This window comes from Chryseobacterium sp. HNCC26DJ241 (genome assembly GCF_057180505.1).
In genome coordinates this window covers 1-15,915 of record NZ_JBXUGL010000017.1, presented here as the reverse complement: position 1 = coordinate 15,915, position 15,915 = coordinate 1, and the positions used below count along the sequence as shown (strand labels likewise).

Below are 15,915 nucleotides of genomic sequence, written 5' to 3'. Positions count from 1 at the left end.
TTATATTCTATTAAATTTTCATTGCTATTTGGGTAATTTCCAGATCAAATTCTTGAGAAGCCACCATAAGATGATCGAAAATATCCGCTTGTATTCTTTCAAAGTTTTCCCAATCAGAATCATTGGTAAAACAATAAATTTCCAAGGGCAAACCTTGTGAAGTAATATCCAACTGTCTTACAATCATTGGACTTTGCTGATCTAGTTTTGGATTGTTTCTAAGATAATTATAGGCATAGATCCGAAAAACCCCAATATTGGTGAGCTGATGTCCATTGATAATCAGTTCAGGATTTTCAATACGGCTTCTTTCTTTACTGATCTCGTCATGTTTCTTGGAAAGATATTCATAAATAAGATTGATTTTCATTAATCTTTGAAACATTTCTTCATCCAAAAATTTGAAAGATTTTATATTGAAGATCAGGGATTTTTTAATTCTTCTGGTATTACTTTCCGTCATTACCTGAAGGTTTTTCACTTCCGTACTCATCAAATCATACGTTGGAATAGTGGAAACCGTCTTGTCAAAATTCTGAATTTTCGTGGTCAATAGATTAATATCTTCAATAGTTCCTTCCAAATTATATTTAGGAATGCCGATCCAATCTCCTACTTTTAACGCTTTACTGGTAGCTACATGCAATCCTGTAATGAATCCTAAAATAGTATCCCTGAAAATAAGCACCATAACCGCAGTAATTGCTCCTAAACTTCCTAAAACAGTAGAACTGCCAATTCCGAAAATCACACAGATACTGATAATGCTGAATATAAAAATTCCTATAATTTTTACAGTTTCAGAAATGGTTTTCAGTGCAAAATTTTTATAAAAATCTTTCTTGATATAATTATAATATTCCCATGCTTTCAAAGATCGAAATGCCATTCCTGCACAAACAAAAACAATAGCCAGACTTACCGCTCTTTCCAAAAACACAAAACTTTTCGGATGTCTGTAAAATATAGAATAAAGAGCGTAACTTCCTATTAATAAAGCAAATAGATACGCTACAGAATTAGTAATTTTTGCTCTGTAGATCGATTTCATGATCGGAAAACGATCTTCATCCAAAAACAGTTTAAAAAAAGTATTGATAGCTATTTTAGTTACAAAAAAACATAAATAAACAACAAAAAAAAGGGCAATAAATTTTGAAAAAATCTGAAAAACAAGAATAAAATCATCAGGAAAATTTTCAGATATGAAATAATGAATCATATCGCTTATTCTCTGCAATAAATCTTTGGTGTCTATAATCTGATTTTTCATCTATACAAAAATAAGAATTTCCCATCGCTTATATCCATTAAATGATTATTTTTATTCCAAATTAAAAAAATGAACGAAGGACCAATTATTATTATAAGTTTAATTCTACTTGTTGTAGGAATGCTCGGAACTTTTCTCCCTGTATTACCCGGATTAATTCTAAGTTTAGCCGGGCTTTTGTTGTATAAATTTGGAACAAGTTCCAATCTATCCATGATTTACATTTGGATTTTCACCATTTTAACTATAGCTTCTGCTATTCTGAATTATATAATCCCTGCAAAAACCACCAAAAAGTATGGAGGAACACGCTGGGGAAGTATTGGTTCTGTAGTTGGGACTTTGGTCGGAATGTTTTTTATACCAATTCCTTTAGGTTTTTTGATAGGAATGTTTGCCGGTGTTTTTATCGGAGAATTATTGCATGATGCCAATGATAAAAAGAAAGCCTGGAACTCTGTGAAAGGTTCATTTATAGGATTCATATACGGAACCGGATTTAGCTTCGTGGTTGGTTTGGCAATGTTTTTGGTCGTTGTCTATGATATTATTAAACGCTAAAATTATGTTTTACAAATTTTCTTTTCTGGCTTTTCTACTTGTTGGCTTAATGTTTTGCAATTCATGCAAAAGCCGGAACGTAAAAACGGAAAATACTTCTGCTACAGAATCAAAAGCATCAGATAATGAGAACAATGGAAAAATTATCTATCTAAAAGAAGGTGAAAACAAGTTTTTGAAAGAATACGAAATGAATGTAACCTTTCATTCCATTTCCGAAGACAGTAGATGTCCGGAAGATGTACAATGTGTTTGGGCAGGAGTGGCAATTGCGGAAATAGAACTAATGGGAATTGCTACGAGACCAATGAAGGTTTCATTAGCGACAATGACAATGCCTTCCAAAAATTATTCAAAAACAGCGGTTTTCAATGGATATAAAATTGAATTGAAAGAAGTAACCCGTTCAAAAAATTCTGATAATTACATTATAGGTATTTCCATTCAGAAACTTACTGAAAATCAAATTGAAAACAATTAATACATTTACCAGGAAATTGGTTTTTTGCCTTTTGAAATCAAATATTCATTGATTCTGGAAAAGGGACGGCTTCCGAAAAAACCTCTGTGAACTGAAAATGGAGACGGATGTGCAGATTTTAAAATAAAATGTTTTGAGGAATCTATGAGTTCCTCTTTTTTTTGTGCAAAAGCTCCCCACAACACAAATACTACATTTTCCTTTTTATACGAAACTTCTTTAATAATAAAATCCGTAAATTTTTCCCAACCCAGATCTTTGTGCGAATTTGGAGAATGAGCACGAACCGTTAAAGTAGCATTTAGTAACAACACGCCTTGTTTTGCCCAATCGTCCAATTCTTTGGAAGTTCTTACAATTCCTAAATCGTCTTTTAATTCGATGAAAATATTTTTCAGTGAAGGTGGTGCAGAAACATTTTCCGAAACAGAAAAACACAAACCATTTGCCTGAAAATCATTATGATAAGGATCTTGCCCGATAATCACCACCTCAACATCGTCAAAAGGTGTAAGTTCTAATGCTCTGAAAATCTGATTTTTTGGAGGAAAAACTTTTGAGGCTGCATATTCTTGTTTTACTTTTTCCCAAAGAGTTTTAAAATATTCTGTGTTTTTTATGGGGGCTAAAACTTCTGTCCAGGTCATGTTTTATGAGTGAAATTGTAATATTTACAAAAATTTAATAATTTCTGTGTGATTATTAGTTATATGAGTTATCAAATATCGATTTTCAAAATTTTCAAAAAAAATATACCAAGTTGTATGATTATTAACTTTGTAGAATATATACTTTGAACCAAATTCTATTAGATGAAGAGGTGTTTTTTTATGTGGAAAAAGAGAAATATTGTGGTCTATAAAATCTATAATCTCATCAACATAGTCCAAAGAAGTTTCCAAATAGCTGAAATATTCTTTTTGGAAAAGTAAATAAATAAGTTCGTTTAAATAATTTTCAACTTCTGGTAAATACTGAACAATTACTTTTTCCAAGGTAATGTTTTAAGGAAATCTTTTGTTCTCTTTTTTAGCTCTTCTCCTGAAATGCTACGTTCCCACTCCTTTTCAAAATCAAAATTTTCTCTTTTACGGATTTTGTTAATTTCAGCAATAATAAAAGGATTTTCAAGAGAATTGATCCATTTTATGATTTCATTTTTTTCGGTTGCAAGATTCATAATGCATATATTATAATGAAAATAATTATTCCAATAAAAAAACTATTTCTATTCTAAAACAAATATACTCATTTTCAAAATATTCTACCTATCTTTCCTCAAACTAAAAACCAAATTTTCCGGAACATCTTCATCTACTTTCCCCTCTTCCAAAACAAAATCATGTTTCAAAAGAAGACCTTTTGAGTTTTCATTAAATTTATGTGTCATCGCGAAAATTTTATGCAGATGTAAATCATTAAAAGCGAAATCTAAAACAGCTTTCAACGCTTCGGACATAATTCCTTTTTTATGATAATCAGGCAATAATTCGTAACCGACTTCTGCAGCTGTTCGGTCTTCGGAAAAATTCCAGAGACAGATCGTTCCAATAAGGTTTTGTGGATCTTTTAAAGAAATTCCCCAATAATAAGTCTGATTATTTTGGGTTCTTTCTTTAATCATTAAAATAAACTGAAGCGCATCATAATTGCTTTTAGGAGAATTTCTTCTCACAAACTGATTAATCACTTCATTACTCCGAATTTTCAAAATATCTTCAACGTGACTTTCATTGATTTCTTTTAATAGTAGTCTTTCAGTTTCCAGTTTCATGCTTCAAATGTAATAAAAACTGAGCCACAAAAGTCATAAAGATTTCCTTTAAACACGTTAGAAAAATTAAGAAAGTAAAACATTGAAAACAATAAAGTTCACATAAGAAGAAAATCAAAGATTTTCAAAACTAACGTGTTCTTCTTTGTTGGAAAAAACTTCTTATAAAAACTAAAGTGTAAAATGCACTGAAACCACAAAAGTCATAAAAGTTTACTTTAAACATATTAGAAAAATTAAGAAAGTAAAACATTGAAATACTAAAGTTCACATAAGAAGAAAATCATAGATTTTCAAAAACTAACGTGCTCTTCTTTGCAATAAAAAAAGTCTTACAACGACTAAAGTGTAAAATGCACTGAAACCATAAAAGTCACAAAGATTTTCTCTAAACACATTAGAAAAATTAAGAAAGTAAAACATTGAAAACAATAAAGCTCACACTAAGAAGAAAATCAAAGATTTTCAGAAACTAATGTGTTCTTCTTTGTAGGAAAAAAAGTCTTACAACAACTAAAGTGTAAAATGTACTGAAACTTTTGCGGTTCAATAAAGCAAAAACAATCACTTTCAAATTCTCAAATTAACTCATTTTCAAATTTCTCACTAAATTTGCACCGTGAATATTAATCAAGAAGATTTAAATGAATTAGAATTTCCGGAACTGCTTTCGGAAATTTCTCCTTTTGCTTATTCCCCAAAAACGAGGGAAAAAATTCTCGGACTTCATCCAATGCAAATTGACGAGGCCGAACTTTCTTTGAAAAAAACTTCAGAATATCTTACCAGTTTTGAAAGCTCAAATGCAATTCCGTTTGATGAATATGAAGATATTGAAACTGAATTAAAACTGATGCTCATTGAAAATTTTCGTTTGGAGAATAATTCATTTATCAAAATAAAAACCATTACTGAGCAGATTGGGAAACTTCAGAAATTTTTCCCCACTCTTTTGGAAACATTTCCTACGCTTTCAGAAGAAGTTTCCGTATTAGAATTTAAAAAAGAAATTATTGAAAAAATTGATAAAGTTTTCAATCGTTTTGGTGAGGTAAAAAGTGAGGCTTCTTCCACTTTAAAAGGATTAAGAACGGAGATTCAACATGCTAAAAAAACCATTCAGGAAAACTTCAATCGGGCTTTGACCACTTACGGACAAAGCGAATTTTTAGATGATATCCGCGAAAGCATTATTGAAGACCAAAGAGTTTTGGCCGTAAAATCAGGCTTCAAAAAAAGAGTTCCGGGAAGAGTTTTAGGAATTTCAAAAACAGGCTCTATTACTTACATTCAGCCGGAAAATGTGGTAAAACACTACTTCAAACTTCGTGAAAATGAAGAGGAAGAAAAAAAGGAAATCGACCGGATTTTGAGAAAACTTACCGCCGAATTAGCCGAATTTCAGCAACAACTTTCAGAATATCAAACCTATATTTTTGATCTTGATTTAACGAGAGCCAAAGCAAAATTTGCAGAAAAAATTAACGGGGTTTTACCAAAGATAAACCGCCACAAAACTCTGAGGTTAAAAGATGCTTTCCATCCTTTACTATTTTTAAGAAATAAAGCGGAAAATAAAACCATTTTCCCTCAAACTCTTACTTTAACAGAGCATAACCGAATCATCTGTATTTCCGGACCGAATGCAGGAGGAAAATCAATTACTTTGAAAACAGTAGGATTGCTTCAATTGATGATTCAGAGTGGAATTTTAGTTCCTGTACATCCAAAATCTGAAATGTTTTTCTTTGAAAAAATAATGACAGATATTGGTGATAATCAGTCTATTGAAAATCATCTTTCTACCTATTCTTCAAGGCTTCGAAAAATGTCGGGAATCATTCGTGAAGCTAATGCCAATACACTTTTACTGATTGATGAATTCGGAACAGGTTCAGATCCTGAATTGGGTGGTGCTTTAGCAGAAAGTTTCCTTGAATTTTTCTATGACAAAAAAAGTTTTGCCATTATTACAACGCATTATACCAATATAAAATTAGTGGTAGAGCAACTTCCGAATGCTCAAAATGCGGCAATGCTTTTCAATGAAGATACGTTGGAACCGATGTACAAACTGGAAGTAGGACAAGCGGGAAGTTCATTTACTTTTGAGGTTGCCGAAAAAAATAAAATTCCAAGATTCATCATACATTCTGCAAAGAAAAAAATAGAAAAAGATGTTGTAAATCTTGACAAAACTATTGTAAAACTTCAGCAGGAAAAATTTGAAGTCGAAAAACTAAAGTCTGATCTTGCAGAGAAGAAAGAATCTGTGGAAGACAAACGCGACAATCTTCAAAAACTGAACGAACAGCTTCAGCAAAAGTTATTCAACTTTCAAAAATTGTATGAAGAAGAACACAGAAAATTGCAGTTCGGGAATAAGATTGAGGCATTCATCGATAGCTATACAAAGGGAAAATCCCGAAAAGATGTAGTGAAAGATTTCGTGAAACTTCTTGAACAGGAAAAATTCAGGAAACTTGATTCTGATAAAGATGAAAGCAAACGTCTGCAAGTAATCAAACGGAAAATCACACAACAACTGAAAAAAGAAGACATCAAGGAAAAAATTGCCGAAACCAACGAAAAACTGGAAGAAAAACGCAAAACCGATCGCGCTCTTTGGATGAAAGTAGGACAACGTGTCCGTATCACAGGAAGTACAAGTGTGGGAACAATTGAAAAAATTTCCAAAAACAAGGTAATCGTAAATTACGGAACTTTCAAAACAACCATTGATGCTGATGAATTGGAAAGAATTTAGTTTTCTTTACTATTTATCATCTGTATTTTTACAATTAGTCAATTGCTTATCATCCCATAGAAATCTGAATTTTCAAATTTTAGATTCCGTTGAGCTTTCTATGGAATGATAGGTTTAGTATTCTCTTTTTCATTTTTACAATTCTGCCCTCCAAAATTTTTGCCACTGAAAATCAACGCTTTAAATAAATTTTTAAAATTATTTTACTACTTTGTATTGCATGATACCATTTTTATTTTATATCTTTGTCATGTAAAGTTAAAGGTATAACTTTTTAATAGTGTAAATTAATTGTTTAACTAACTAATAACTCCAAAAATAGATGAACACAGAAAACACAAAAGCGCAAATGCGTAAAGGAATTCTGGAATTCTGTATTTTGAGTTTGATTTGCGAAAAAGAAATGTACGTTTCGGATTTGATAGACGAGCTCAAAAAAGGAAAACTGGATGTGGTGGAAGGCACACTTTATCCTCTCCTCACAAGATTGAAAAACGGCGAATTTCTCACTTACAGATGGGAAGAATCTACGAGCGGACCACCAAGAAAGTACTATCAGATCACCGAAAAAGGAAAAATTTTCCTTACAGAACTGCAAAATACTTGGAATGAACTCACAGATTCTGTAAATCAAATTACAAAAAACAATAACCAGACTGTATAACAGTAAGGATAATTCAAAAAAACTTAAAAAATGAACAAGACACTCTCAATAGGACTCGCAGGTTTCTCATTTATGATTGAGGAGCATGCATATATAAAACTAAGCGATTATCTTGCAGCGTTGAGAAATTCGCTGGATGCTTCTGAAGCCGATGAAGTAATGCACGATATCGAAATCAGAATGGTAGAAATTTTCAATGATTCTCTTGGAAAGCGTGAAGTAATCAACAATGATGATGTAGAAAAAGTAATTGCACAATTAGGAACTCCTGAAGCTATCGAAGAACAGGAAGAAACCTATTATTCTGACAAAAGCTCTAAAAAATCTCAAAAAACAGCTTACACTGATGGAAAAAAACAACTTTTCCGTGATCCTGAAAATGCAAAATTAGGCGGTGTTTGCGCTGGTTTGGCTCATTATACAGGAATGGATATCAGTTGGATGCGTGTAATTTGGTTACTATTGGCTATAACTGGTCTTTTTACAGCTGCCATTTCCACGACTTTGATTATCATACTTTATGTTATTCTTTGGGCGGTGCTTCCAAAAGCACAATCTACTTCCGATTTTTTGAAAATGAAGGGAAAGCCTGTGAATTTTGACACCATAAAAGAAGAATCCAATAAAATTGTACAATTTACCAATGAAGCAGGACAAAAAGTAGGAGAAATGTACAACGAAAGCAAACCTTTGATTAATTCTGCCGGAAATAGTGCATGGAATGTAATTCGATATATACTTGGTGGAATTTTCGGATTGATGGCATTTTCTTCTCTGATCGGTTCTATCGTAGCTTTTGGATTCATGGGAAATAATGATTTTCCTCCTGTTAGTGAAATGAATTTCTATTTCGATAACAACGGAATGAAATACGTAATCATGGCTATAATTACTATAGGAAGTCTGATTCCTGCTCTTCTTTTCGGATTATTAAGCGTAAAACTATTATCTCCAAAAACAAAATTGAGAAACGTAGGTTGGGTATTAGGTGCATTATTCTTAGCTCTTATTGCTTTCTCCACTTATTTCGGAATAAACATGGCTAAAAAAGATATGTTCCTGAAAGGCAGCAAACAAGATACAGAAGAACTATCCATCAATACAACTTCCGATAGTTTATATGTAGATGTAAAACAAGTAACTATTCCGCAAAATTTTACAGGATATGATGATGATCTTTATTCTGACAAAAAATCAGTTTTCAAAAAAGATTGGATCCATGTGGAACTTACCAGAAAACCGGATGTAAAGACTCCGTATCTTATCATCAAAAAAGAAGCAAAAGGATATAATATTCCTATTCAGGTAAGTGTTCCGGTAGAAATCGTAAATAATAAAATCCTTCTTCCAAACTATGTAAAATATCCATACGAACATCGTTTCAGAGATTATAGTGTAGATTATGAATTGGTAGTTCCTCAAAACGCTGTTGTACTTCCATTGAAAAAAGATGAAATAGATTTTGACGGAGATTTGAACAACAACGGAATAAACGATGATGATGAAGACAATGACGCAAGCAACGATGAAAACTCTGTAGAAATAGAAAAAAATAAAATTACGATCAATGGTTCTACAATAGAATATGATAACAAAGACAAGGACAGCGTAATCATCAATGGAAAAAAAGTAAATAAAGATGAAGCAGATAAAATTTTAGATTCCATGAAAATGGATTTTGAAAAACTAAAAGATGTAGACATCAAAATAAAAGACGGAAAGAAAGAAATTTCTATAAAGACTAATAAATAAACTGAGAGTGGATAAGATGAAAGGCGGAAAAATATAAGCAATGCTCCTCCGCTTTTCTCTTATTCTTAAAAAAATCGAGAGTTTATATTCCTAAATTTTGCAAAATGAAAATATTACTATTAAGTACTATTCTTTTGATTGGTTGTTTTTCTAATCTTTCTGCACAAGAAAATATGTTAGCGAAAATTGACGGAAAAAATATTTCTTACAAAACATTTAATCTTGAAAACAGAAAAGAAAACGAACCTGTTATTGTATTTGAGAATGGATTGGGAGGTGGCAGCTATGAACAGCTTTTTCCTTATTTTCAGAAAAACATTTCCGGAATCCAATATGATAGAAACGGAATTGGACAATCTGAAACCGATACAACCCTAAATTCCGATGCAGAAATTGTGGATCGATTGCATACTTTGCTTGAAACACTTAAAATTAATCCTCCATATTTATTAGTAGGACATTCTATTGGTGGAGCATACATAAGATTGTTTCAATCTAAGTACGAAAAAGAAGTTTGCGGATTGGTTTTTATTGATCCTACCGATTTTATGCTTACAGATTCCGAAAATAAAAATGCAAAAGAACTTTCAAAAAGCAAAACAGGCTATAAAGAAATATGGGCTTTGAATCTTAAAACCATGTCTGAAAGCAATGATATTCCAAATGGTTTAAAAGCTGAAGCGAAAAGAACACAGAAGAATTTTTATTTTACAGAATATCAAAACCTTAAACCTTTGGGCAATATTCCGGCAACAGTAATCATTTCTTACAACAAACCCATTGAAAGATATGAAGAGGAAATGAACCAAAAATTTAATTTAGGAATTAATATAAAACAATGGTGGAAAGAATATGATGATATCAGGATAAAGCACTTTTCAGATTTAATACGAAATAGCGAAAAGAGTATGATTGTTTTATTGCCCAATTATTCTCACGGAATACATTTTCAAAATCCTGAACTGGTCGCAAAGTTTGTAACAGAAACTTTTCAAAATTGTACAAACAAGTAACACTATGAAAAAGCAATCTATGAATAAAATTTATTAAAAATTTAACTATTTTAATTAAACAAAATCCATAGAATATTTATAAATTTGATCTGAAAATTAATAACCCATTTAATTTTTTTAAACCATGGTACAAGTAGTTTTAGAAATCTTAATAAAATTAGTAGATTTCGTAAGCAATTTATTTTAGTTTTAGAAGCGATAATATTTCAATATATTTGTAGAGTATAACCATTCTGTGGTTATACTTTTTGTTTTCAAATTTTTCAAAAAAAAATCATAGAATGAAAAAATCCTTTGCAAAACTGATCCTCAAAATAATAGGCTGGAAAGTGGTAATACAAGGCGATGTTAATAATCTCGACCGCTGTATTCTGGTGGTCGCTCCTCACACTCACAATAATGAATATATACTCGGAAATTTAGCCTATTGGTCTTTAGGAAAGCAACTGAAAGTAATCATTAAAGATGCTCATACAAAAGCCTGGTATGGAGGAATCATAAAAAGTTTAGGTGGAATAGGAATTGATAGAAGCCAGAAAAATGATTTGGTAAATTTCGTAGCCAAACTTTTTGAAAAAGAAGATTTCAGTTTGGTTATTACACCGGAAGGAACGAGGAGCTGGGTTCCGAAATGGAGAAAAGGATTTTATCACATGGCTCAAACTGCAAAAGTGCCGATCGTTTTAGCAGCCGGAGATTTTAAAAGTAAAACCATGTATCTCGGATACAAGATTCCGTATGAAAAAATTGCTTCCGTTCCTTTTGAAGAAATTATGCAGGAAATTCAGGATTATTATGTAAAATACGACATCCATCCAAAAGTTCCGAAAAACTGGAATCCGCAGATTTATTAATACTATCGTGAAATTGGCGGAAAGCAGCATATATAATTTAACGCAAAGTTATATTTTAAGGTGCTTTGCTACTTCTTTTTTCGGGGTCTTTACTAGATCGTTACAGAAGAAACAGAAAATTATTTGGGAGAAAGTCATTTATTATCGTTTGTAGTCGTTTGAAAATATTTATAATTTTGATAATCAACAAATTAAAATAGTATTTACTATTTTGTAGGTAAATTTGTTATTGCGTATATTTGGGTGTTATGCGTCAGCTTAAAAAAAACGACCAATGAGAAAAAAACTGACATATTACATATTGACTTTGGGGACAGTAATTTTTATTGGCTGCGGGACAGACAATAAAAATATACAGGAAAATTCATCCGACACGACAACGACCACGACACTAGTTAAGGTTGACAGTTTACAACGTGACACCGTTGAACTCAAAGAGACGTTTAATCAAGAAGATTTGCCAGTTAATGAATACTTGACTGAAAGACTTAAACCTATACGAGCCAACTTCAAAAGAATTAATTCAATTGCAAACTGGACAACCATTGAAACCAAAGACATTTGGGAAACTACCGAAGGTGGCGAAGCAAAATATTATTATAAAGGCGGACAATTAGAAAAAATTACTACCCGACATTTCGGAGAGACCTTTCAACTATTGACAGAATATTATTTACTAAACGGACAACTTTCATTCGTGTTTGGAAAGTCTTATAAATACAACAGACCAATGAATTACGACTCGACATCTATGAAAGTGAATAATGACACTGAAGCGTTTGACTTTGAAAAGTCAGAAATAGTTGAAGACCGAAGTTATTTTGAAAATGGAAAACTACTTCATCAATTAAATAGCCAAGACTGTGGTTCACCCTTCGCAGACGACTATTTGCTTGAAGAACAAAAAAGAATAAAAACTGATTTTGAAAAACTTATTAAACTTGGCAAGACAAAATAAAAGCCGAACGCATAACAGCACCCTTGCAATATACTGGGGTTCGTGCAAGTTGCAAGCGCATTTTTCAGCGGTGTAAACTTTTTGTTGGCGCTTGCCATAACCTGTAGAGCATTTAATATATATTTGTGGTAGCAGATAGTGAAGTGCTTTCTAAACCAGCACATCGCAAGGCTGCCAACCGTTAGTGGCAATTAAACCAAACGACCCGTAAACTGTCTAAATGAGATAAATTAAAATAAAAATGAGACAAATAGTTTTACTTATGACAATTCTGATTACACTAATTTCGTGTAATAAAGATGACAATTCAACAACAACTGCCGACAAACCAAGCGAACAAAAGACAGTAAACCTAACAGTTGACGGAAACGCAAGAAGTTTTATTGTTTACTTACCAACAGGATACAACAACGCAGGAAAAATGCCAATGATTTTTGCAATTCACGGTGGAAGTGGAACACCTGAAGGAATGATAAACATTGCAAATTTCAAAACTATTGCCGACAGAGATAAAGTTGTCTTGGTTTATCCAGCAGGAATTCAAAATAATTGGAACGATGGACGACCAACAACGCCAAATCAATTAGGAATAAATGACGTTAGTTTTTTCAACCAAATGTGTGATTATATGATTGCAAATAATTCGGTTGACGGAACAAAAATCTATGCAACAGGAATTTCAAATGGCGGATTTATGTCTTCACGTTTGGGTTGTGAATTAAGCAATAGAATTGCAGCAATTGCAGTTGATGCGGCAACAATTGAAGCAAACACCATTGCACCAAGTTGCAATCCAAATAGACCCGTTCCTATAATTTATATTCACGGAACAATCGACCCACTTGTTCCTTTCACTGGTGGACAAATGACAGCAGGCGGAACAGCAGGTGGAACTGTTTTATCTCATTTTCAAGCCATAGACAAATGGGTAGCAATTAATGGATGCAACACAACACCAATAATAACAGACTTACCAGACATAGCAAATGACGGAACAACGATAAAACAAAGAGTATATTCTGGTGGAACAAACGGAAGTGAAGTAGTAAGTTATGTAGTTTCAAATGGAGGACATACTTGGCCACAAGGTTATCAGTATTTGCCGGAATCTATCATTGGAAAGACAACCCAAGATATGAATGCTTGTGAAGTAATTTGGACATTTTTTAAACGATTTAAACGACAATAAAAATTAACTGCCACTAACAAGGGTTTTGCAAAAAAGCGGGTTCAGTGCTAAATTTGAACATTCGAAATTCTAATAAACATTTGTGCTAAACCGAACATTTGTGCTTCTAAATCCGCTTCTTCGCAAAGCCCCGGTACGTTAGCAGAAATTATAAAAAACTACCCTAAATGAAGGAAATATATTTTGAAATACCTCTTTACAAAATTTTAGAATTTACCGACTCTGACGAAGAAAAGTGTGAAGCTCTTTTAAGTTTTTTAAATTATAGAGGATTAATAGACGGTTACAATCCGAAGTTAAACGAAAACACAAGTTATCAAGTTAGTTCATCTAATGTTTCTTATGGATATTTGTCTGGTTATAAAGGTTTTATTCAAAGAGAGTTAAAATGTGTAAGAAACTCATATAAAATAACAACATATTTCTTTTTGGAGACAGAACTAATTGAGTCTGATGAAGATGACGATATTACAATTTATAGATTTCAGAAAATCGGGCAATATCCTACTATCGCAGATTTAGAAATTGGTAAATACAAAAAATTTTCTAAAATAATATCAAAAGAAAATCTTCGTGAGTTCAATAAGGCAATTGGTCTTTCTGCAAATGGCGTTGGAATCGGTTCTTTTGTATATTTGAGAAGAATATTTGAAAATTTGATAGAAAATTATCATAATGAAGCAAAAAAAGAAGATAATTGGATTGACGATAATTATATAAATTCAAGAATCTCTGAAAGAATAGAATTATTAAAAAACTATTTACCTGAAGCAGTAGTTAAATATAAAAAAGTTTATTCCATTATTAGTAAGGGAATTCACGAATTAGAAGAGCAAGAATGCCTCACATATTTTCCTATTGTAAAAGATGCTATTGTTGCAATTTTAGAACAAGATTATTTGGTTCGTGAAAATGCTGACAAACAAAAAGAACTTGAGAAAAGCATTCAGGATTTAAGTGGAAAATTAAAATAACTTTTGCTAACATCGGTTTCGCAAAAGCGGGGGCTGAATTAATTCCATTGAACTTTTTTGCTATATTTGAACATTGGTATTTCTATTGTGCTTGAGCGCTAAAATTCCGCCACATCGCCAAACTGCAAACCGTTGAACTCTAAACTAAACTGATATAATGGAAGAAAACAGAAAAAAAGAAATACTTGATCGGCTAAATGCAGCCAGTAAAAATACTTTAAATGAAACTCTGGAGATAATTTATACAGATGTTTCGGATGATTCACTTACTGCAACAATGCCTGTAAATTCTAGAGTTCATCAACCTTACGGAATTCTTCATGGTGGTGCAAGTTGCGTTTTAGCAGAAACATTAGGTTCTTGTCTTTCTTTGATCCATTTAGATACATCCAAACATGTTCCGGTTGGTACAAATTTGAACACCAATCATTTACGAGCAAAAAGAAGCGGAATTGTAACCGGAACCGCAACTTTCATCAGAAAAGGAAATACAATGCACGTTTCGCAAATTGAAATTCGTGACGAAAAAGGAAATCTCATCAACCACACTACGATGACAAACAACATTATTCCGGTTGGTAAAGTTTAAAAATCTGAATTAAACATGCTTATTTTCAGGCTTCCTTTTGAAGATAAATATTTCACGACGGATGAAAATTCTGAAAAATCGGTCGTTCAGTTTCATTCGTTTGATGGAAATAGAACTGTTTGTTTTAATGGAAAAATTAAAGAAATATCTTCTTCTGAAATCTCGAAAATAGCTTTTCATCTTCCTGAAAATCAGTTTTCTGAAAAAGATGAAACCCATGAAGAATATCTGAGTAAAATTGAAAATGCAATTGAATTCATCAAAAAAAATGAATTAAAAAAACTGGTCATTGCCAGAAAAAAAACAATTCCTCTTTCATCTCCCGATATTTCTAAAACTTTTTTCAATCTTTGCGAAAGATACCCTTCTGCACTTGTTTATTTTTTTATACAAGAAAACGAAAGTTGGATCGGTGCTTTTTCTGAACTTTTGGGAAAATTCAATAAAAAGACTTATGAATTTGAAACCATGAGCCTTGCCGGAACTTTACCTGTGGAAGAAAACTGGACCGAAAAAGAAATAGAAGAGCAAAAACCCGTTTCCGAATATATTTTTGAAATTTTAAAAGAATATTCCGAAGTTGTGCATCAATCTGAAACATACGATCATATTTCCGGCAATATCAAGCATTTAAGAACTGATTTCAAAGCAAAAATAAATTTTGAAAACTTCGACGGATTGATTTCTAAACTCCATCCTACTCCTGCTGTTTGCGGAATTCCAAAAGAATTATGCAAAACAGCAATTTCAAATTTGGAAAACTTCGACCGAGAATTATATGCCGGTTATTCCAGAATAGAAACGGAAGAAAATATTCTCTGCTTTGTGAATTTGCGTTGCGGAAAATTATATAAAAATTCTGCTCAACTTTTTGCAGGTGGCGGAATCACAGCACTCAGTTCTCCCGAAAAAGAATGGAACGAAACCGAACTGAAAATGCAGGTTTTGGAAAAGAATTTTATTTCTTTTTGTTAAAAGATACGTACCTTTTAACAAAAAGATATGGACGTTTTAGTAAAAAGATGCGGACGTTTTGTACAAAACGTCCGTATCTTTTGATAATATT

At 32.2% G+C, this 15,915-nt stretch carries 17 protein-coding genes; 12 read left to right on the top strand and 5 right to left on the bottom strand.

Features of this window, described 5'->3' with window-relative positions; translation table 11 throughout:
• Window positions 1-10: 10 nt before the first annotated feature.
• Window positions 11-1,273, bottom strand: coding sequence for a mechanosensitive ion channel family protein (locus AC2A1C_RS09355; protein ID WP_484025445.1), 1,263 nt, complete (start codon window positions 1,271-1,273; stop codon window positions 11-13).
• A gap of 69 nt (window positions 1,274-1,342) precedes the next feature.
• On the opposite strand from AC2A1C_RS09355, the gene AC2A1C_RS09350 reads away from it, so the two are divergent.
• Window positions 1,343-1,834, top strand: a complete 492-nt coding sequence (locus AC2A1C_RS09350) for a DUF456 domain-containing protein (protein ID WP_484025444.1) — start codon at window positions 1,343-1,345, stop codon at window positions 1,832-1,834.
• Window positions 1,835-1,838: 4 nt separating this feature from the next.
• Window positions 1,839-2,315 carry a hypothetical protein gene (locus AC2A1C_RS09345; protein WP_484025443.1) on the top strand — a complete coding sequence of 159 codons (477 nt, stop codon included), beginning with the start codon at window positions 1,839-1,841 and terminating at the stop codon, window positions 2,313-2,315.
• Between the two features lie 5 nt (window positions 2,316-2,320).
• On the opposite strand, the gene AC2A1C_RS09340 is transcribed toward AC2A1C_RS09345, so the two are convergent.
• From AC2A1C_RS09340 to AC2A1C_RS09325, 4 genes are all read right to left on the bottom strand, one after another.
• Entirely contained in the window at window positions 2,321-2,962 is a 642-nt protein-coding gene (locus tag AC2A1C_RS09340) for a uracil-DNA glycosylase (RefSeq protein WP_484025442.1), read from the bottom strand.
• A 24-nt stretch (window positions 2,963-2,986) separates the two neighbouring features.
• On the bottom strand, window positions 2,987-3,310 hold the full coding sequence (locus AC2A1C_RS09335; RefSeq protein ID WP_484025441.1) for a hypothetical protein: 324 nt from the start codon (window positions 3,308-3,310) through the stop codon (window positions 2,987-2,989).
• Complete coding sequence (locus AC2A1C_RS09330) at window positions 3,298-3,495, bottom strand: hypothetical protein (RefSeq protein WP_484025440.1); 198 nt, start codon at window positions 3,493-3,495, stop codon at window positions 3,298-3,300. Before AC2A1C_RS09330 ends, AC2A1C_RS09335 begins: the two co-directional genes overlap by 13 nt.
• 84 nt (window positions 3,496-3,579) lie before the next feature.
• A complete protein-coding gene (locus AC2A1C_RS09325; protein WP_484025439.1) occupies window positions 3,580-4,089 on the bottom strand; it encodes a GNAT family N-acetyltransferase in 510 nt (169 codons plus the stop codon).
• 619 nt (window positions 4,090-4,708) lie between these two features.
• Between AC2A1C_RS09325 and AC2A1C_RS09320 the strand changes: the two genes are divergently transcribed.
• From AC2A1C_RS09320 to AC2A1C_RS09275, 10 genes are all read left to right on the top strand, one after another.
• Complete coding sequence (locus AC2A1C_RS09320) at window positions 4,709-6,856, top strand: endonuclease MutS2 (RefSeq protein ID WP_484025438.1); 2,148 nt, start codon at window positions 4,709-4,711, stop codon at window positions 6,854-6,856.
• Between the two features lie 322 nt (window positions 6,857-7,178).
• Window positions 7,179-7,520, top strand: coding sequence for a PadR family transcriptional regulator (locus tag AC2A1C_RS09315; protein WP_484025437.1), 342 nt, complete (start codon window positions 7,179-7,181; stop codon window positions 7,518-7,520).
• A gap of 30 nt (window positions 7,521-7,550) precedes the next feature.
• Window positions 7,551-9,272, top strand: a complete 1,722-nt coding sequence (locus AC2A1C_RS09310) for a PspC domain-containing protein (RefSeq protein WP_484025436.1) — start codon at window positions 7,551-7,553, stop codon at window positions 9,270-9,272.
• A gap of 104 nt (window positions 9,273-9,376) precedes the next feature.
• Window positions 9,377-10,285 (top strand): alpha/beta fold hydrolase, encoded by a 909-nt coding sequence (locus AC2A1C_RS09305; RefSeq protein WP_484025435.1) that lies wholly within the window; start codon window positions 9,377-9,379, stop codon window positions 10,283-10,285.
• A gap of 281 nt (window positions 10,286-10,566) precedes the next feature.
• Window positions 10,567-11,139: a 1-acyl-sn-glycerol-3-phosphate acyltransferase gene (locus AC2A1C_RS09300; protein ID WP_484025434.1), complete on the top strand. Its 573-nt coding sequence runs from the start codon at window positions 10,567-10,569 to the stop codon at window positions 11,137-11,139.
• A 274-nt stretch (window positions 11,140-11,413) separates the two neighbouring features.
• A complete protein-coding gene (locus AC2A1C_RS09295; protein ID WP_484025433.1) occupies window positions 11,414-12,097 on the top strand; it encodes a hypothetical protein in 684 nt (227 codons plus the stop codon).
• Window positions 12,098-12,338: 241 nt separating this feature from the next.
• Window positions 12,339-13,286 carry a CE1 family esterase gene (locus tag AC2A1C_RS09290; RefSeq protein WP_484025432.1) on the top strand — a complete coding sequence of 316 codons (948 nt, stop codon included), beginning with the start codon at window positions 12,339-12,341 and terminating at the stop codon, window positions 13,284-13,286.
• Window positions 13,287-13,453: 167 nt separating this feature from the next.
• Window positions 13,454-14,260, top strand: coding sequence for a hypothetical protein (locus tag AC2A1C_RS09285; RefSeq protein WP_484025431.1), 807 nt, complete (start codon window positions 13,454-13,456; stop codon window positions 14,258-14,260).
• A gap of 157 nt (window positions 14,261-14,417) precedes the next feature.
• A complete protein-coding gene (locus AC2A1C_RS09280; protein ID WP_484025430.1) occupies window positions 14,418-14,849 on the top strand; it encodes a PaaI family thioesterase in 432 nt (143 codons plus the stop codon).
• 15 nt (window positions 14,850-14,864) lie between these two features.
• On the top strand, window positions 14,865-15,824 hold the full coding sequence (locus AC2A1C_RS09275; RefSeq protein WP_484025429.1) for a chorismate-binding protein: 960 nt from the start codon (window positions 14,865-14,867) through the stop codon (window positions 15,822-15,824).
• The last annotated feature ends 91 nt before the right edge of the window (window positions 15,825-15,915 follow it).